This is a genomic window from Candidatus Enterococcus myersii, assembly GCF_017316025.1.
Taxonomy (GTDB): domain Bacteria; phylum Bacillota; class Bacilli; order Lactobacillales; family Enterococcaceae; genus Enterococcus_C; species Enterococcus_C montenegrensis.
The window spans coordinates 119,159-138,948 of sequence record NZ_JAFLVT010000013.1 but is presented as its reverse complement, the minus strand read 5'-3'; the positions used below and the strand labels follow the sequence as shown (position 1 = coordinate 138,948).

General features: G+C 37.8%; 16 protein-coding genes. 6 read left to right on the top strand and 10 right to left on the bottom strand.

What is annotated here, in order from left to right:
* Positions 1–111: 111 nt before the first annotated feature.
* Positions 112–399, bottom strand: coding sequence for a DUF7662 domain-containing protein (locus JZO76_RS09910; RefSeq protein WP_206903909.1), 288 nt, complete (start codon positions 397–399; stop codon positions 112–114).
* A 118-nt stretch (positions 400–517) separates the two neighbouring features.
* On the opposite strand from JZO76_RS09910, the gene JZO76_RS09905 reads away from it, so the two are divergent.
* Positions 518–1,153 carry a YigZ family protein gene (locus JZO76_RS09905; RefSeq protein ID WP_206903908.1) on the top strand — a complete coding sequence of 212 codons (636 nt, stop codon included), beginning with the start codon at positions 518–520 and terminating at the stop codon, positions 1,151–1,153.
* A 69-nt stretch (positions 1,154–1,222) separates the two neighbouring features.
* Here the strand turns inward: JZO76_RS09905 and JZO76_RS09900 are convergent, their stop codons facing one another.
* Positions 1,223–1,930 carry a GntR family transcriptional regulator gene (locus JZO76_RS09900; RefSeq protein WP_206903907.1) on the bottom strand — a complete coding sequence of 236 codons (708 nt, stop codon included), beginning with the start codon at positions 1,928–1,930 and terminating at the stop codon, positions 1,223–1,225.
* A 215-nt stretch (positions 1,931–2,145) separates the two neighbouring features.
* A complete protein-coding gene (locus JZO76_RS09895; protein WP_206903906.1) occupies positions 2,146–6,390 on the bottom strand; it encodes a 2-hydroxyacyl-CoA dehydratase in 4,245 nt (1,414 codons plus the stop codon).
* Positions 6,391–6,563: 173 nt separating this feature from the next.
* Here JZO76_RS09895 and JZO76_RS09890 point away from each other — a divergent pair, with 173 nt between their 5' ends.
* Positions 6,564–7,169, top strand: coding sequence for a TetR/AcrR family transcriptional regulator (locus JZO76_RS09890; protein WP_206903905.1), 606 nt, complete (start codon positions 6,564–6,566; stop codon positions 7,167–7,169).
* Between the two features lie 68 nt (positions 7,170–7,237).
* Here JZO76_RS09890 and JZO76_RS09885 read toward each other — a convergent pair whose 3' ends face one another.
* The 5 genes from JZO76_RS09885 to map all read right to left on the bottom strand — a co-directional run bounded on the left by JZO76_RS09885 (position 7,238) and on the right by map (position 12,767).
* Entirely contained in the window at positions 7,238–7,405 is a 168-nt protein-coding gene (locus JZO76_RS09885; protein ID WP_206903904.1) for a hypothetical protein, read from the bottom strand.
* Between the two features lie 122 nt (positions 7,406–7,527).
* The gene (locus JZO76_RS09880; protein WP_206903903.1) at positions 7,528–9,612 is read right to left on the bottom strand and encodes a heavy metal translocating P-type ATPase; all 2,085 of its coding nucleotides are present in this window, start codon (positions 9,610–9,612) and stop codon (positions 7,528–7,530) included.
* A gap of 117 nt (positions 9,613–9,729) precedes the next feature.
* On the bottom strand, positions 9,730–10,860 hold the full coding sequence (locus JZO76_RS09875) for a glycosyltransferase family 4 protein (RefSeq protein WP_206903902.1): 1,131 nt from the start codon (positions 10,858–10,860) through the stop codon (positions 9,730–9,732).
* Positions 10,861–10,878: 18 nt separating this feature from the next.
* Positions 10,879–11,817 (bottom strand): YihY/virulence factor BrkB family protein, encoded by a 939-nt coding sequence (locus JZO76_RS09870; RefSeq protein ID WP_206903901.1) that lies wholly within the window; start codon positions 11,815–11,817, stop codon positions 10,879–10,881.
* Between the two features lie 185 nt (positions 11,818–12,002).
* On the bottom strand, positions 12,003–12,767 hold the full coding sequence (gene map, locus JZO76_RS09865; protein WP_206903900.1) for a type I methionyl aminopeptidase: 765 nt from the start codon (positions 12,765–12,767) through the stop codon (positions 12,003–12,005).
* Between the two features lie 236 nt (positions 12,768–13,003).
* Here map and JZO76_RS09860 point away from each other — a divergent pair, with 236 nt between their 5' ends.
* Positions 13,004–13,447: a flavodoxin gene (locus JZO76_RS09860; protein ID WP_206903899.1), complete on the top strand. Its 444-nt coding sequence runs from the start codon at positions 13,004–13,006 to the stop codon at positions 13,445–13,447.
* A gap of 266 nt (positions 13,448–13,713) precedes the next feature.
* On the opposite strand, the gene JZO76_RS09855 is transcribed toward JZO76_RS09860, so the two are convergent.
* The gene (locus JZO76_RS09855; protein WP_206903898.1) at positions 13,714–14,286 is read right to left on the bottom strand and encodes a TetR/AcrR family transcriptional regulator; all 573 of its coding nucleotides are present in this window, start codon (positions 14,284–14,286) and stop codon (positions 13,714–13,716) included.
* Positions 14,287–14,546: 260 nt separating this feature from the next.
* On the opposite strand from JZO76_RS09855, the gene JZO76_RS09850 reads away from it, so the two are divergent.
* From JZO76_RS09850 to zwf, 3 genes are all read left to right on the top strand, one after another.
* Positions 14,547–15,776, top strand: coding sequence for an aminopeptidase (locus JZO76_RS09850; RefSeq protein WP_206903897.1), 1,230 nt, complete (start codon positions 14,547–14,549; stop codon positions 15,774–15,776).
* 305 nt (positions 15,777–16,081) lie between these two features.
* A complete protein-coding gene (locus tag JZO76_RS09845) occupies positions 16,082–16,729 on the top strand; it encodes a metal-dependent transcriptional regulator (protein WP_206903896.1) in 648 nt (215 codons plus the stop codon).
* An 11-nt stretch (positions 16,730–16,740) separates the two neighbouring features.
* Positions 16,741–18,264 (top strand): glucose-6-phosphate dehydrogenase, encoded by a 1,524-nt coding sequence (zwf, locus tag JZO76_RS09840; protein WP_206903895.1) that lies wholly within the window; start codon positions 16,741–16,743, stop codon positions 18,262–18,264.
* 86 nt (positions 18,265–18,350) lie between these two features.
* On the opposite strand, the gene JZO76_RS09835 is transcribed toward zwf, so the two are convergent.
* Positions 18,351–19,790: a glutamate synthase subunit beta gene (locus tag JZO76_RS09835; protein ID WP_206903894.1), complete on the bottom strand. Its 1,440-nt coding sequence runs from the start codon at positions 19,788–19,790 to the stop codon at positions 18,351–18,353.

Sequence of the window (19,790 nt, the reverse complement as noted above, 5' to 3'; positions counted from 1 at the left end):
CAAACTAACATAATTGTTTTTTTAGCCATTTTATTTCCTCCTTATGTAATCTTTAAGCTTAACTTAGGCTTACGTCAATTATAAGATAACAATATTTTTTGTCAACGCTTACTACTTGTCTTCCGCCAGCAACCACTTGGCTTTGACGAGTTTATTAAAAACGATAAATTCTTTATCCAAATTAACATAAACGACTTCATAGCCGGCATTTAACCATGCATATGCCCCTTTTTCAGGGTAATGATAATCATTGGCCCACCATTCTTTGGTTTTACGAGCACTTTTGGGCAGACCACTGGCAGGAAATAATAGTTCATCAAATTGAGTAAAGGTCAGTGTTACTTGCGACCCGCCATTTGTTTTCAAATAATGTGTAATAACGTCATATTTTCGTGCCATGCTGATCACCTCTCCTAATTATCGCTTAAATAAGGTTAAAAGTGCAACCAATAGCTATTTGCAACTTGTTGGTATTTTTTTTATACTAAAAATAAAAGTCAGCCTAAGGAGTACCTTCATGATAGATCACTATTTAACGATTCAAAAAGACGGGGTAGCCGAAATTGAAATTAAAAAATCTCGTTTTATTTGCTCATTAAAACGAGTGGAAACAGAAGATGAAGCTAAACTATTTATTCAACGTGTAAAAAAAGAACATTGGAAAGCTACCCATAATTGCAGCGCTTTTGTAGTCGGGGACAAAAGTGAAATCAAACGTAGTAGTGACGATGGTGAACCTAGTGGAACTGCTGGCATCCCCATGTTAGAAGTGTTAGTCAAAAAAGATTTAATCAACGTTGCAGCGGTTGTTACTCGCTACTTTGGCGGGACAAAATTAGGAGCGGGGGGATTAATTCGCGCTTATTCTCATGCTGTTTCCCATGGAATTGATGAAATTGGTATCGTTGAAGGAAAACTCCAACAAGAAGTTTCACTAACAATTGCTTATCCCTTACTAGGAAAGTTGCAAAACTACTTGGAAAACAACCAGCTAGCGATAAAAGAGACACTCTTTACCGATGAGGTAGTGGTTGTCTGCTCAATCGATGAAGAAAGTGTGGCCGCCTTTGAAGCAAGTATCACTGAATTGTTAAGCGGTCAAGTACAGTTTTTTTATGGTCAAAAAACTTATAACGAAATTTTGCTAGCATAAAAAGCCTTCGTTTATGCCAAAAAGTACGCTGTAAAAACAGCTGTACTTTTTGGCTACAAACTTAGGCTTTTATTTTTCTAAATAAAATTCAAATCGGTTGCCAACATACTGGGTTCTCACATATTCAAAAGGAGCACCGTCATCTAGATACGAAACTTGACGCATCCGCAAAATTGCATCCCCACGTTTAATCTTCAAAAATTCGGCAATTTGCTCTGAAGCTAACATGGCAGAAACTGTTTGATTTGCACCGCCAATTTTTAAACCGCCTTTTTCTTCTAAAGTTTTATAAAAAGAAGTCGTAATTTCGGCTTTACTATATTCTTTAATTAAATGCTCTGGAATGCTGGCAACTTCAAAACAGATTGGAACATCATCAGCATAACGAATTCGCTCCATTCGTAAAATACCTTCTTCTGGGGCCAATTTTAATTTCTCCATTTCTGAAGAACTTGGCGCCGTCATAAAATAAGAAACTACTTTACTAGAAGGCTTTCTGCCTTGAGATAGCATAATTTCAGTAAAACTAGTCGTGCCAGTCATTTTTTCTTGGACTTTTTGTCGTGCCACATAAGTTCCAGATCCGATTTTTCTTTCCAAAATCCCTTCATCTGCCAAAGTTTGGATTGCTTGGCGCAAGGTCATCCGACTAACACTAAATTGAGTAGCCAACTCCCGTTCTGATGGCAAGCGGTCTCCGATTTGCCAGACCCCTTTTTCAATTTTAGTTTTGATTTGGTCGTGAATCTGAATATAAATTGGTAAACTATCAGACATTCATTATTTCTCCTTCAATTAAGATCACATTTGATGTAATATTTCCACTCAAATCGTATCATCATTATAACTGGTATATACCTAATTAGCAAACTTTTCAGCTGCTTTTCTTCTCCTTTATCACAAAAAAGCCTTGGAAATTAGCTATCTTCCCAAGACTTTTTTCACTATTTACTTTTACACTTTTATTTTGGTACAGATATTTACTGTCATTTTTAAACCGAAAGTTCTTCTTCAGTTAACATTTTATTGGCTGTGGCCATCATTAAACGAATTCGATTTAATTGATTTACTAAAGACACACCTGGATCATAATCAATCGCAGCGATGTTAGCTTTTGGATATTGATGACGCAATTCTTTAATAACGCCTTTACCAACTACATGGTTTGGCAAACAGCCAAAAGGTTGCATACAAACAATATTATTAACACCCGTTTTTAACAACTCAATCATTTCCCCAGTTAAAAACCAGCCCTCACCCGTGTGATTTCCAATGGATAAAACTTTGCTGGCATCTGCTGCTAAATCGTAAATAGACTGAATACCATCAAAGCGCTCTGAAGCTTGCAGTGCTTTATCCATCGGACGTTCAACCATTTCGATTAAACGAATCCCAAATTCAGCTAAAACTTTCCCTTTTTTGGCCATTCCCAAATTCTCATACTTCCAAATTTGATTGTATAAAGAATAATTCATAAAACCAATAATATCTGGAACTACGGCTTCAGCCCCTTCTGCTTCTAGTAAGCGCACAATATCATTATTGGCCGTTGGTGAATATTTCACTAAGATTTCCCCAACTACACCGACTTTGGGTTTCACTGCATCAGACAAAGGGACAGTATCAAAATCAGCGATAATTTTTTTCATATTGCGATTAAACTGGGTCAATGAACCATTGCGTACATTTTTAGCTACTTTTTTCAACCAATCTGCGTGCATTTGATCAATTTGACCTTTTTTAAGTTCGTAAGGACGAGTGCGATAAACCACCCGTTCAAATAAATCACCATATAAAAAGGCAACTACAATTCGTTTTAACATCGGCAGGGTAAATTTGAAACCTGGATTTGATTCGACTCCTTTATTTCCCATCGATACTGAAACGACTGGCACTTGTGGGAAGCCAGCATCATTTAAAGCTTTGCGTAAGAGCGGAATATAATTTGTCGCACGACATCCCCCACCAGTTTGTGTCATCATCACACTGGTATTGTTTAAATCGTAAGCACCACTTTCTAATGCCTCCACTAATTGACCAATTGAGATAATGGCAGGGTAACATGCATCGTTATTCACGTATTTCAAGCCAACATTTACAGCATCTTTATCTTCTGCAGGTAAACAAACCACATTATACCCCGAAGCTTTTAAGGCTTCATCAACTAGCCCATCTTGATGGATCGGACTAAGCATCGGCAATAGTAAAGTATGTTTTTTACGCATATCTTTAGTAAAGACGATTTTTTCTGGCTCATCGTAGCGTTTTGTTGGCGTGAAGTCTTGTTTATCCCGTTCCTTCACTGCTGCTTTTAATGAACGCAAGCGAATCCGAATCGCACCTAAATTCGAGCCTTCATCAATTTTTAGCACCGTATAAATTTTCCCATACTGGTCCATGATTTCTTCGACTTGGTCAGTTGTCACCGCATCCAAACCACAGCCAAAGGAATTCAATTGCACTAATTCAAGATTTTTAGATTTTGCCACCACGCGTGCTGCCGCATAGAGGCGGGAATGATAAACCCATTGATTTACCACGCGCAAATTACCAACATCACTTAGATGAGAAATACTATCTTCGGTTAAAACATGGAAACCTTCTTGGGTAATAACTTCACTGATACCATGATTAATTTCAGGATCCAAATGATACGGACGGCCGGAAATAACGATACCACGTTCTCCTTTGGCTTGTAACATGGCCAAGGTTTCTTCGCCTTTATTGCGAATGTCTTGTTTAAAGTTTTCCAATTCTGCAAAACCATGGTGAACAGCAGCAGCCATTTCTTCTTTTGTGATCCCCAAATCTGCAAAGGTTTTGCTCAAGACCTCAATTACCGCAGCCTCATTTGCTAAGTTCAAGAAAGGATTGCGGTAATCAACTTTACCTTCGCGAATATCATCAACATTGTTGCGAATAACATCGGGATAACTTTGCACAATGGGACAATTAAAATGATTGTCTGCTTCTGGACTTTCTTGCCGTTCAAAAACCACACCAGGGTAAAAAATCAGTGGTACTTCTTTGTCAATCAAAGCTTGAATATGACCGTGAGTAATTTTAGCTGGATAACAAGCGGTATCACTTGGAATCGTCTCCATTCCTTGTTCATACAACGCTTTATTTGATCGGGGTGAAAGTTGGACTCTAAAACCTAAATCTGTAAATAACGTATGCCATAGAGGATAATTTTCATACATATTCAAGACTCGAGGAATCCCCACCACACCTCTCAGTGCATCTTTTTTCCGCAATGGACGGTATTTGAAAAGACGTTTGTATTTATAATCTATTAAATTGACGCGACGATCTTCTTTTTTAATTTTGATTTTTGCTCCGCGTTCACAGCGATTTCCTGTTATAAATTGACGTCCATCAGAAAAAATCGTGACCGTTAATTGACATTTATTTTCACACAAATTGCAATGGGTGAATTCTTTTTCAGCAGTAAATGTTGCTAATTCTTCGGTATCTAAAATCGTGCTTTCTTCAGCAATATCATAATTTTCTAATGCGATTAATGCGGCACCATAAGCACCCATTAACCCTGCAATAGAAGGTCTGACAACTTGACGCCCAGAAATTTCTTCAAAAGCACGTAAAACCGCTTCGTTGTAAAATGTTCCTCCTTGGCAGACAATTTTTTCTCCCAATTCTTCAGGACGACGAATCTTAATTACTTTATAAATGGCATTTTTGATGACCGAATAAGAAAGTCCTGCTGAAATATCGCCAACACTGGCACCTTCTTTTTGGACTTGTTTTACCTTTGAATTCATGAAAACCGTACAACGAGAACCTAAATCTACCGGCGCTTGTGATTGTGTGGCTGCAAGGGCAAAATCTTTTACATCGTAATTTAGCGATTTAGCAAATGTTTCGATGAAAGAACCGCAACCAGATGAGCACGCTTCATTTAACTGAATGGAAGATAAAACACCATCTTTAATCGTCATAGCTTTCATATCTTGGCCACCAATATCCAAGATAAAGTCTACACCTGGTTGAAAATGATTGGCTGCTTTGTAGTGAGCCATGGTTTCGACTTCGCCAATATCGACTTTCAACGCATTTTTGATGAGATGTTCTCCGTAACCTGTTACTGCTGCTTTTCCGACAAAAACATCAGCTGGCATTTTCTGATAAAGATCGATTAAAACTGCCATGGTTGTTTCGAGTGGCTGGCCTTCATTGTTACCGTAAAAAGAAAATAATATCCGACCCGCATCATCAATTAACACCACTTTTGTCGTGGTTGAACCTGCATCGATTCCTAAAAATGCTGCGCCTTGATGCGTAGTCAAATCTTTTTCTTCTGCTGTTGCTTGGCTGTGACGTGTTCTAAATTCTGTTAACTCCCCATCACTACTAAATAAGGGTTGTAATGTATCGGTAGGCTTTAATTGGTCTTGTTGTCCATTTTCTAAGCGGTCCAATAAATTTGCTAACGTGGTAGCCTCACCTTCTTTAGCAAACAAAGCTGCCCCCATCGCCACAAATAGTTGTGGATTTTCAGGAAAAACAATATCTTCTGGGGCGATATTTAACGTCTCAACAAACCGTTTTCTTAGTTCAGACATAAAATACAAAGGACCACCTAAAAAGGCAACTTTTCCTTTGATTTTTCGTCCTGCAGCAAGGCCTGCAATTGTCTGATTAACCACTGCTTGAAAAATACTCGCTGCAATATCTGCTTTATCAGCGCCTTCATTAATTAAAGGCTGAACATCGGTTTTAGCAAAGACACCACACCGAGAAGCAATAGGATAAATTGTTTGATAATTTTTTGCCAATTCATTAACCCCATTGGCATCCGTTTTTAAAAGTACCGCCATCTGATCGATAAAAGCACCGGTACCACCGGCACAACTACCATTCATGCGTTGCTCTAATGCCCCTTCAAAAAAGGTGATTTTAGCATCCTCACCACCTAATTCAATGACGACATCTGTTTGAGGGATAATTGTTTCAACCGTTTTGGTACAAGCAATTACTTCTTGCACGAAGGAAATTTCTAAAACTTCTGCCAGACCCATCCCACCAGAACCGGTAATTTGTAAAGATACGGGAGTATCTTTGATTACTGCTTGACCTTCAGACAAAATTTTATTTGTCGCTTTTTTCACATCCGAAAAGTGACGTTCGTATTTTGCGAAAATTGTTTCATTTTTTTCATTTAAAATGACTAATTTAACCGTCGTAGAACCGACATCAATACCTGCTTTTAATTTCATATGTATCACCCTTTTTATACAACAGCTTGTTGATTAACTTACAACCCGTCTGATATAATACTCATGTCTATTTTAAATTCTTGCTCACTTTTTGACAATACACAAACAAAAGCAGTTTGTGACATAAGCAACAAACTTACGTTTTTTGTTGCTTATCTAGAAAGGAAATTTCAATGAAAAAAACTGACTTACGCGTTAAACGCACAAATAAAATGATTATTGAAGCGTTTATTCATTTAGTGGAAAAAAATGGGTATGAACAAGTTACCGTACAAGATATTGCCGATCAGGCAATGATCAACCGTGCGACTTTTTATGCTCACTACAAAGACAAGCAAGACCTGTACGAAACAATTTTCGATTATGCGCTAACCGCCTTTACCTCAGTTTTAAACCCTGCCGAATTGGTAAAAGGCAATCGGATTAAAGTCAGACAAATCGAAGTCGTTATGACTAAAATTTATCGGAATATCCATGAAAATCGCAAATTCTATCTGACGATTATGGACGCTTCGGCAAATGAAATTTTACGTAAAAAAATTGCCGACATATTAAATGAACAATATGCCGACGTCTTTAACCGTTTAAAAATTACCGAAAATGAAATTGAAGTGCCCATGGACTTTATTATCGAATATATGACCTCCATTTTTATCGGCACTTTACATTGGTGGCTAACAACAGATTCACAAATGACACCAGAACATCTGGCCAAATTGGTTATTAAACTAGTTGGTAACGGCCATTTAACTGTTTTAGGTATTGAAATTGAGAAATAAAAGGCTCTGGAGAAAGTTTTTACAACTTTTTCGCCAGAGCCTTTTTTAATCAGATACTTTTCATTTTTTTAATAGTTTTTAGCCCGCCATTTAATTGTGTGCTTGGTTGGACGTGCTTTTTTTACGTCTAGTCCCTTTTTAGAAACGTTGATAAAGTAATCATCATTTTTTAACATATAACGAACTTTTTCAGCTGTTTCAGTTACAGTTTCAGCAATCTTTTCTTTGATTTTCATATGAACTCCTCCTACTTATACCTATTTTCATTGTACAAAACAATAATGAAAATAGGCGATTTTCTTTTTTATTTTAGATGAATGTAGGACTAAGAGCAAATGAAACGAGCCCATAACTTATTTTAAAGCTTTGGTGTTTTTAAACAGCGCATCGCATTTAAAACTGCAATTAAAGTGACCCCCACATCAGCAAAGACAGCCCATCCCATTGCAACAAAACCGGCAGCACCTAAAATCAAAAAGAAAATTTTGATAGTGAGGGCAAAAATAATATTTTGCTTTACAATTTTTAATGTTTTACGGGCTATTGTGATTGCCGTAGCAATTTTAGCTGGGTTATCATCCATGATTACAGCATCTGCCGCTTCAATAGCTGCATCACTTCCTAAGCCACCCATTGCAATCCCAATATCAGCTGTTGCTAAAACCGGCGCATCATTAATTCCATCTCCCACAAAGGCAACCTTATTATCATTTTCACGCAATTTTTCTACATGGCTAACTTTATCTTGTGGTAAAAGACGGGCATAAACTTGATCTAAACCTAATGTTTCGCCTACACTTGTGGCAACTGCTTTGCGGTCACCGGTTAACATAACTGTTTGTTTGACCCCAAGTGTTTTTAATTTGTTGACTGCACCTTTAGCTTCTGGTTTAATCTGATCGTTTACTACCAAATAGCCAGCCAATTGACCGTTGACTACTAAGTAAACAACGGTGCCTAAACTACTTACTTTGGGTAAAGCAATATGATGCTCTTTTAAATATTTATCATTTCCAGCAAAAACTTCTTTTCCCTCAATTATGCCGCTGACACCAAAGCCGGCAATCTCTTTACTTGCACTTACAGCAGGTATTTTTTCATCTTTTGCCGCTAAAACTATTGAACGTGCAATGGGATGACTTGAATTTTGTTCTAAAGCACTGGCATAGGCTAAAACAGGAATTTCACTTTTTTCAACCACGACTTTAGCAACAGCAAATTCACCTTTAGTTAAAGTACCTGTTTTATCAAAAACAACTGTGTTAACTTTTGCTAAGGTTTCTAAATAATTTGATCCTTTGATTAAAATTCCGGCACGGCTAGCACCTCCGATACCACCAAAGAAACTGAGGGGCACTGAAATAACCAACGCACAGGGGCAAGAAATAACTAAGAAAGTTAAGGCTCGGTACAACCATTCTTGAAAATCACCGACAAATAGCGTTGGAACTATGGCTAATAGGAGCGCTAAAACTACAACAATTGGCGTGTAGACACGTGCAAACTTTGTAATAAATCGTTCTGCTGGTGCTTTTTGACTACTGGCATTCTCTACTAAATCTAAAATTTTGCTGACCGTTGACTGACCAAAATTTTTCGTTACTTCCACGATTAAAGTAGTATCTTTGTTAATACAACCACTCAACACCTGATCACCGACGGCTACGGCTTGTGGCATGGACTCACCTGTCAAAGCAGAAGTATCCAAATAGCCACTCCCTGTTTTTACAATCCCATCCAAAGGAATCTTCTCACCAGGATTGACCTGAACCAGCTCTCCTATCTTAACTGTTTCAGGTTTCACCATTACCAACTCATTTTTTGTAACTAAACGTGCAACGTCTGGACGTACATCCATCAAGGCTTTAATATTTTTGCGAGATTTTCCCACCGCATAATCTTGGAAACACTCACCGATTTGATATAAGAGCATAACCAATACCGCTTCTGTGTGATCTCCAATAAAAAAAGCGCCAATTGTTGCAATGGTCATCAAAAAGTTTTCATCAAAAACTTGACCAGAAAATAAATTTGTAACTGCCGTTTTCACAATGTCATAGCCGATTAAAAGATAGACGGCTGCATACAAAATTGTATTCCAAGGATCTGTAAGTTGCAAAAAAAGTAGTAATGACAGTGCTAGCGTTGTAAGTAAAATTCTTGTCACTAATACTTTTGCGTTTTTGTTTCCATGATCGTGATGATGTTTTTGGCTAACTGTATCTTTTTTTATCATCGTTACATCTGGCTCAATTTTTTTTATAAGTTGCTTACTTGTTATCTCAATGGCTTCTGCATTTTTTTCATCGCAATCAATCGCTAAGCTTGCCTGCATAAAATCCACTTGTGCCTTACTCACTCCATCAACTTTTGCTATTGCGCGTTCGATTTTAGCGGCACAATTTGCACAATCCAAACCATTTAATTGATATTTTAATTCCATTTTAACCGCTCCTTTACAACCGTTTACATGAATATCTTTTCATACGTATTATAAATGAATGCAAATTCATATGTCAAGCGTAAAAAAAGAAGTTTCGCAACTAAGCAAAACTCCTTATTATTTATCCTCTTTATCTTCTGGATGTTTGTTTAAAACATCTTGCCGAAAACGGCGATTGCCTAAAAATTTCAAAGCACACATTAACGGTTGTCGATTTTCTCCCACCAAACCAATTAATTCAATAAATAATTCTAAACCAATAGCAGTAAAGAGAATTAGCAAAACCGTCGCCCAGGTACTCGCATAATTCATTAATAAAGCAATAAAAGAAAAAACTAAGGCTAACGCATAAATTGTCAGCACTGCCCCGCGATGGGTAAAACCTAAAGAAAGCAGGCGATGATGTAAATGCATTTTATCAGCCGAAGAAATAGGTTGTTTATTAAACTTACGGCGAATCATCGCGTAAACAGTGTCTGTAATTGGCACGCCCAAAATAAACATTGGTGTTAAAATCGTGATAAATGTGGCATTTTTCAATCCTTGCAAAGATAAAATCGCAATCATATAACCTAAAAAAAGTGCTCCTGTATCGCCTAGATAAATTGTCGCTGGATGAAAATTATACGGAAAAAAACCAAGGATAGCAGCTACTAGGCTAAAGATAATAATTGCCAAAAAAACACCCGTACGCGGTAAGAAAAAGTAACTAATCAACCCGATTGTCGTTAATCCAATAATGGAAATCCCAGCCGCTAAACCATCCAAACCATCAATAAGATTGACAGCATTGGTTATTGCTAAAATCCACAATAATGTTACCGGTAAACTCAACCATCCTAATTCAAAGCGACCAAAAAACGGCAAACTAAAGGTATTAATTTCAATGCCCCCAATGAAGTAAGCCTCCAAAGCGGCTAACGTTATCCCTAGTGTTTTTTGCAGTGGAGTTAATTCAAAAACATCATCAATTAAGCCGGTAATAACAATAATTAATGCACCTAAAATCATTGGCCAAACTTTTCCAATCGGTAACGTATCATTAAATTCCCAAAGCACCGCAATCGAAAATGAAATAAAAATACTCAAGCCACCAGCTGTTGGCATCGTTTTGGTGTTAATTCTTCTAGCCCCAGGTTTATCCACTGCCCCAATTTTAAAAGCCAAAAGTTTAATAATAGGTGTCAAAACCAAAGAGATAATCATTGTTAAAAAGAGCCTTATAATAAAACGAAAGGTAAAGGTCATCGTGTTTTCTCGCTTTCTTTACTTAGAAGAGTTCTTGGAATCATCTTTGCCAATTTTAGCTTCAATTTTTTTGCTAAGCTTGGTTAATGGTCCTTTCCGATCTTGAACTTCTTGTCCGGTAATATACTCTGCAATAATTGCATTGGTAATACCACCTAAAATAATTATCGTTGCAGCCATATTCAACCACAACATTAAGACGATAAAGCTACCAATAATTTGATAACCGCTGACTTTGGCAGCGAAAAATTGCGCATACAAACCAAATGCTTGTCCCAAGACCATCCAGCCAATCGTCGCCACCACAGCTCCTGGCCAAGTGGTCATTAACTTGACTTTAGCGTTTGGTACAATCCAATAAATAATCATCATAATCGCTAGTAAAGCAACAATTGTTAGGGGCCACTTGAAGCGCTGGAAGGTGTCGATAATCTGGCCTGAAAAACCAAGTATTGGTTGTAAGCCATCTAACAACATGCGACCAAGACCTAATACGACTGTTACACCAACCATGGCGACTAAAAGTAAGACAATTACAATTACAGAGACAATTCGTACAGCAATAAAATTTTTACGATCATTCACGCCATAGGCACTGTTCATAGCCGTTTGCAGACCATTAATACTTTTACTAGCTGACCATAAGGCAGCTAGTGCTGAAATCGACAAGACACCACCAGAACCTTGGGTCAAAAGGCTTTTGATTGCTGGACCAATAAAAGTATAAACCTCTTGGGGAATAATATCTTTAACATAAGGCAAGATAGAATTTGGATCAATTTTTAGAAAAGGTAATAAATTTCCCACCGCAATTAAGAGGGGAAAAAGTGACAATAGTAAATAATACGCAACAATGACTGCGTTATTTCCGATTTGAGCATCACTAAACCGATTTTTTACAATGGTGAAAAACCGCATTAATTTTTCGTTGTTCTTTATTTTTTCAACAAACTTCATCTGGCACTCCTTTAATTTTTTTGCAAAAGAAATGTCGCTAACTAGGTAAATGAAACACTTGATAGTAAGAAAGTAATTAACAATCACGACAAACCTATCGCTTATCGAGATTGTTAATTATTTTCTTAAATTAAATTTCAGAATAAGCAAGCACCAAAAGGCACTTGCCTACTCCGTTACTCAAATTAATACGTACCTTCTTCGCCTTGGGAAGTCAAAATTTGTGGTCCTGCTTTTGTGATGGCAATTGTATGTTCATACTGACAACTCAAACCACCGTCTAATGTATAAGCCGTCCAGCCATTCGGGTCCATTTTCATTTTCCAAGTACCAGTATTTACCATTGGTTCAATGGTAATCACCATTCCTTCTTTTAAGCGCAACCCTTTACCGGCTTCACCAAAATGAGGAACAGCTGGTGCTTCATGAATGGTTGGCCCAATGCCATGACCGATAAAGTCTCGCACAACACCGAAGCCTTCTTTTTCTACATAGGTTTGAATAGCATGGCCGATATCGCCAATCCGATTTCCTACTTGTGCTTGGTCAATGCCTAAATACAAAGCCTTTTTCGTAACAGCCATTAATTTTTCAACTTCTGGCGTTGCACTGCCAACCACATAAGCCCAACAAGAGTCTGACATTGCGCCTTTTAAGTCCACGCACATATCTACCTTAACTAAATCTCCTGTGTGTAAAGGCTTCTTACGAGGAAAACCATGACAAATTTCTGAGTTAATGCTGACACAAGTTGCGTATTTGTAGCCTTCAAAACCAATTTGCGCGGCTACGCCACCATGGCTTTCAATAAAATCACGAACAAAAACCTCAATATCCCAACTTGTGATACCTGGTTTAATAAAATCACGTAAATGTTTGTGAACATCTGCCAACAACGCACCAGATTCTCGCATTGCTTCAATTTCTCTAGCAGATTTTAATGTAATCATACTGTCGTCTCCTTTTAAATAAAGATTCCTTTTAAACTAATCGTACAAATAAAAGATGATAAAAAAAGATTTTTTTATCTTTAAACCTTTATTATTCTACCACAGGCACCGGTTTTCGCCAAATATTCAAATAACACAATAGTAGGCAAGGTACCTTACTTTTGTTATAATCGTTACGAACTTCAGGAAAATCATGAGAAACGATAGTTTAATTTTTACTTAAAGGAGTGGCTGAAATGGCCTTAGCAAAAATTGTCTACGCCAGTTTAACCGGCAATACCGAAGAGATTGCCGATGTTGTGGCAGAAGCATTAGAAAATTTAAATATTGATGTTACAGTTGATGAGTGTACACAAGTTGACGCAACCGAGTTTGAAGAAGCAGATATTTGTGTTGTCGCAACTTATACTTATGGCGATGGCGAACTTCCTGATGAGATTGTTGATTTCTACGAAGAACTGCAAGAATTGGACTTAGCTGGAAAAATTTATGGTGTCTGCGGTTCTGGGGATACTTTTTATGACGACTTTGCCAAGTCAGTTGATGATTTTGAGCAAGCTTTTGAAAAAAGCGGTGCAACAAAAGGCGCTGACTCAATTAAAGTGGACCTAAATGTTGAAGCAGAAGATATCGACAATTTAGAAGACTTCGCTAAAAAACTCGTCACAGCTTTGGGATAACTAGCTCTATTATTAGAAAAGCCTACAAACTGCCCTCAGTTCTCAAAAAATTAGCATAGGATTTTTTGAAATTGTTTCTTGTATTTTTGAAAATTTCGCATACTTTGACGAACTATTTTTTAAAGCTGCACACCAAGATGATATTTGCTTGATTTCGTCAAAAAAGAACCAAAAGATTTGCTCGTGTTCTAACCAAATACTAGGTTACAAAGAACACAACTTGCATGAGGAGCTAATCTTTTGGTTTTTTTATTTTTACGCTCTAATTAATAATTAATTTCTAGTGGCTCTTTTCTTTCCACAATTTGTTTGATTGTGTCCCGCATTAAGGCAATAATTTGCTCTTCTGTTGGGTTAATAATTCCGGATGATTTCAAGGCCGCAATTCCAGTTGCGACAATCCAACAACCAGTATGCAACGATTCAATTTCACTATCTGCCAAATCTTTAAAGGCCAAATCAGCTTTTACCGCATTAGAAAAATATTGGAAAGAAAATTCCTGCATCTCTTTTCCACCACCGTACTCTTCTAAATACATCGCCCGATACAAGCGCTTATGTTCTGTCGCAAAACCAATATAATTCAAAGCTAAATCAACAATATTTTCCCCAGTGTGTTCTACTGGAAAAATCTCAGTTGCTAAATAATCGTGTAGTTTTTTGATCAACGCCATTTTAAGATCTTCCATGTTTTTAAATTCCAAATAAATTGGCTGTGTTGAACACTTCATTTTTGCCGCAATATTTCGGGCAGTGAAACGGGAAAAACCATCAGTAGCAACGACATCATAGGCCGCATTCAAAATCTGATCACGGGTGATTGTTTTCTTTCTTGCCATTATTTTTTAACTCCCTTTTCCTTTAGTCTTATCGTTTTTTTGTTATATTAATATTGTACCATGTTTTTTTGTCTTTGCAAAAAAGAAAACGACAACTATTTTTGCTTTATAAAAAAATATTTTTTAAAAAAGACGATAAAACGGAAAACAAGCCCTTTCATTGTCTTTAATTTTGTAAAATGATATTATTTAAATAGTTTGAAAATTGACAATTAGAGCTATATTTTGTCACTTCTTAAAAGAATTTGGAGGTTTTTTTTATGACAGATTTTAATACCAATTTAGCAAAATACGCTGAGCTAATTGTGGCAGTGGGCGTGAATGTTTCAAAAGGCCATACCGTCGTTTTACAAATTAGTGTCGACCAAGCGCCTTTAGCTCGCCTAATCACGCAAAAAGCTTACGCGTTAGGTGCAGCAGAAGTTTTAGTCCAGTGGACAGATGATCAAATTCAACGGGAATTCTTACTTCATGCTGATGAAGAACGTTTAGAAAATATTCCTGCTTATAAAGTCGAGCAAACAGAAGACTGGCTAAAAAAAGGAGCAAGCCGCATTAGTGTTGTTTCTTCTGATCCAGGGGCATTAGCTGGTGTCGACGCCAATCGCGTAGCAACTTATCAAGCTGCTAGTGGCAAAGCAATGATGGGCCTACGAAAAGCAACACAAGCCAATAAAGTTAGTTGGACAGTTGTCGCAGCCGCTGGAAAAGAATGGGCGCAAAAAGTCTTTCCTGAACTTGAAGCTGAAAAAGCGCAAGCAAAATTGTGGGATGAAATCTTTAAAACAACGCGAATTGATACAAAAGATCCCATTGCTGCTTGGAAAAAACACGATGAAACATTACGCAATAAAGCAGAAGAACTAAACAAAGAGCAATTTTCTGCCCTGCATTATACAGCCCCTGGTACGGATCTAATTATCGGTCTGCCAGAAAATCACCTTTGGGAAGGTGCAGGTAGCTTTAACGCTCGTGGAGAAGAATTTATGGCCAACATGCCGACTGAGGAAGTTTTCACTGCCCCAGATTTCCGCCGGATTGACGGTGTAATCTCCAGTACGAAACCATTAAGTTACGCTGGTTCAATTATTTCTGGGATGAAATTCACCTTTAAAGATGGGAAAGTCGTTGATTTTTCCGCCGAAGAAGGTCAAGAAGTTTTAGCTAAATTACTAGCTACCGATGAAGGGGCTAAAAGTTTAGGGGAAGTTGCATTAGTGCCGGATCCATCGCCGATTTCACAATCGGGTATTATTTTCTTCAATACACTTTTTGATGAAAATGCCTCCAACCACCTAGCCTTGGGCTCAGCTTATGCCTTTAGTTTACAGGGCGGAACTGAAATGAGCGAAGAGGAATTAGCAGCTCATGGTTTAAATCGTAGTCAAACTCACGTAGACTTTATGGTGGGCTCTGATAAAATGAATATCGACGGGATAAAAAAAGATGGCAGCAAAGTTCCTATTTTCCGCAATGGTGACTGGGCTTAAATTTTGTAATTTTAGTTTAATAACTAAGAACTGACACTGACAAAATTATCCAGCAATCGCGATGAACCGTCATTAAAAAAGACTTTAACCAAATTGAGTAAATAAAAAGGCCGAAAAAGGTCTTTTTATTTACTCAATTTTAGCTTTAAAAAAAATCATACGAAACATTTGTCTATCTGTACTAACTTCAAGCTGAAAACATAGTAAATCAAGCCGTTTTTTGGTAAAATTTATAGTGATAGCCTACTGACTAACAGTTAGCGAGCCATTGTGAATGAGACATTCACCAGAAAGGATTGACTCCTGTGACACCTAATCGTGAAGATTATTTAAAATTAATTTTAGAACTTGGTGGCGACGAAGAAAAAATCAGCAATAAGCAGATTGTCGCCGGACTAAGTGTTTCACCTGCTTCTGTTAGCGAAATGCTATCTAAGCTGGTAAAAGAAGGTTTAGTCGAACATACTGCCTACCAAGGTGTGCAATTGACTGAAACTGGTAAAAAAAGTGCGAGTGATTTAGTCCGTAAACATCGCTTATGGGAAGTTTTTCTCGTGGAACACCTCCACTACTCTTGGAATGAGGTCCATGATGATGCCGAAGTTTTAGAGCACGTTACATCTAGCAAATTAGCCAAACGTTTAGAAGATTATTTAAACCATCCGCCATATTGCCCCCACGGAGGACAAATTCCGGCTGAAAACGCCTTGGTTACAGAGAAAAAACGGCAAACATTAGCAGATTTTCCAGTCGGGACAAAAATTAAAATCGCTCGAGTATTAGACGAGCGAGAGTTGCTGGATTATCTCGTTAGTATTGACTTAGCCATCCACGAAGAATACACCATTACTGCTATTGCGCCTTATGAAGGTCCAATCACAATTGCCAATAAAGAAAAAAATATGGCGGTCAGTTATAAAGCTGCCAACACGATTTTTGTCGATAAATTGTAAGGAGAGATCACATGACTGAAAATACTAATGTATTGTTTACCATCTTCGGTGCTACCGGAGACCTTGCCAAACGAAAGCTTTACCCATCTTTATTCCGCTTATATAAAAAAGGAGAATTAAGCGAATGCTTTGCAGTAATTGGCACTGCCCGCAGACCTTGGAGTGATGCACATTATCATGAAGTCGTTAAAGAGTCTATTGCTTCTTTAGAACCAACAAAAGAAGAAGCAGACAAATTTGCTAGTCATTTTTATTATCAGTCTCACGATGTTTCTGATACTAGTCACTATTCGGTTTTAAAAGAATTGACAGATACTTTAAATGAAAAATATCAACTTGGCGGCAATCGCTTATACTATCTGGCTATGTCTCCCCGCTTTTTTGGGACTATCGTTACCCAATTAAAGACAAGTGGTATGTTAGCTACCGATGGCTACCATCGCGTTATCATCGAAAAACCATTTGGTTCTGACTTTACTTCTGCCAATGATTTGAATAATGAAATTAATGAAGTTTTTGCCGAAAAAGATATTTATCGAATTGATCACTATTTAGGTAAAGAAATGGTACAAAATATCTCAGCTATTCGTTTTGCCAACAATTTGTTTGAATCTATGTGGAATCAACGCTACATTGACAATGTTCAAATTAGTTTAGCAGAAAATTTAGGTGTTGAAGATCGCGGCGGCTACTACGATCAAAGCGGGGCATTAAAAGATATGGTACAAAACCACATCCTGCAAGTTTTATCTTTACTTGCGATGGAGCCACCGGTAGCTTTCACAGAAGAAGCAATCCGCAGCGAAAAAATAAAGGCCTTAAATGCCGTACGCCTTTATTCAGAAGAAGAAGTTTATACAAATTTCATCAGAGGACAATACACAACGGGTAAACTTGGGGATAAAGAATTTATCGATTATCGTCATGAGCCAAATGTCGCAAAAGATTCTACTACCGAAACTTTTGTTGCAGGCAAATTTTTAATTGATAACTTCCGTTGGTCTGGAGTACCTTTTTATGTCCGTACGGGTAAACGCCTAACGGAAAAAGGCACACGGATTAATATCGTCTTTAAACAAGTACCAATTAATGTCTTTCGTTCTAGCACGACTGAAGTTAATACCCAAAGCGAATTACCGCCAAATGTTTTGACAATTTATATTCAACCAACAGAAGGTTTTAGTATGACGTTGAATGGAAAAGAAATCGGTCAAGGTTATTCTACAAAACCCGTAAAATTGGATTACCGCAATACTGCTGAAATGGTAGAAAACTCACCAGAAGCTTACGAACGTTTGATCTTTGACGCTTTGAATGGCGATAGTACCAATTTTACCCATTGGGATGAAGTAGCACAATCTTGGCGCATCGTGGACCGCATTCGCGCTGCTTGGGATAAACAAAAACCTGATTTTCCTAATTATGCTGCTGGTACAATGGGTCCACAAGCTGCTTTTGATTTACTGGCAAAAGACGGTTTTACATGGATCTGGCAACCAGATGAATGGTATAAAGAACGGAATTTATTAGACTAAAATTCAAATCTTTATCGTTTTAACACAAAAAAACACTCCAGTACAAAGGTCATGTTGAACCTTTGTACTGGAGTTTTCTATTTTATTTACTGGTAAACTAATGCGCGCAAAGCTTCATCAACTTTTTCCGCTGTTTTACGGCCTTCAAAAATCGCCCAAATAACTAAACTTGGCCCACGTTTTGCATCCCCGGCTACTAAAACACGTTCGTTATTGGTCGTATAATCATCGTAAACTTCAGCAACTGAAAACTGTTCCAATAAACTTTTTTCTGCCCCTAAAAAGCCCATCGCAAGTAAAACCAAATCTGCTCGAACTACTTGATTGGTTTCAGGAATTGGCTGGAAGTTTTGATCAACAGCAACTGTTTCAACCCCAATCACTTGTCCTCTTTCAGCGCCAATAAAACCTGTAGTCGAAGTGCTATAAGTCGTAATCGTTTCCCCAAAAGTTTGCAGGGCTTCTTCTTGACCGTAGCCGATTTTTCCAGTTAATGGGTATTCTGGCCACGGGTTATCGCTTGCACGTTGTGTTGGCAATGCCGGTGTAATTTCTAATTGTTTGACAGAAGCGGCTCCTTGTCGAATGGCTGCACCAATACAATCATTTCCAGTATCACCACCACCAATAACCACCACATGTTTTCCAGCTAATTTTTTGCTGGTCGCATCTTTGCCATGCTTTAAAACATCCTTTGTCGCTTCGGTTAAATAATCTACTGCAAATTGAATTCCTTGAAAATGTCGTCCAGTTACATTTAAGTCTCGCGGCACACTGGCTCCTGTCGCTAAAATCACGCGATCGTATTTTTTTTCTAAATCAGCAGCGGTAATATCTACCCCAATCTCGGTATTTGCAATAAATTTAACTCCTAGCTCTTGCATCAGATTAATGCGGCGCATAACGATATCTTTGTCTAATTTCATATTCGGAATGCCATACATCAATAAACCACCAAAACGATCACTACGTTCATAAATCGTTACATTATGTCCCAATTGGTTTAAACGCCAAGCCGCCGCTAACCCAGCCGGACCACTGCCAACAATGGCAACCTTAAATTTTGTACGTGTAACAAAGAGACCACTTTCTTTTACCCAGCCTTCTTCAAAGGCTTTATCAATAATAAAACGTTCATTATCATGAATCGTTACACCATCACCATTTAATGATTCTGTGCACCCTTTTTCACATGGAGCTGGACAAACGCGACCGGTCATTTCCGGTAGTGGATTAGTTTTGGCAAGACGTTCAAAAGCTGCCTTAAATCGCCCTTGGTAAAGGAGATCATTCCACTCTGGAATTAAGTTATCATTGGGACAACCAGAGGCAACTTTTTGTGTACCGTAAAATGTTCCCGAATGACAAAAAGGAATACCGCAATTCATACAGCGGGCTGCTTGCTCTGTTCTTTGTTTCTCAGCAAGCGGTTCTTGCAGTTCATACCAGTCGGCAGTTCGCTCTGATACGGGGCGAAAAGGATTATCTTGACGTTGATATTTTAAAAAACCAAATGGATCTGCCAA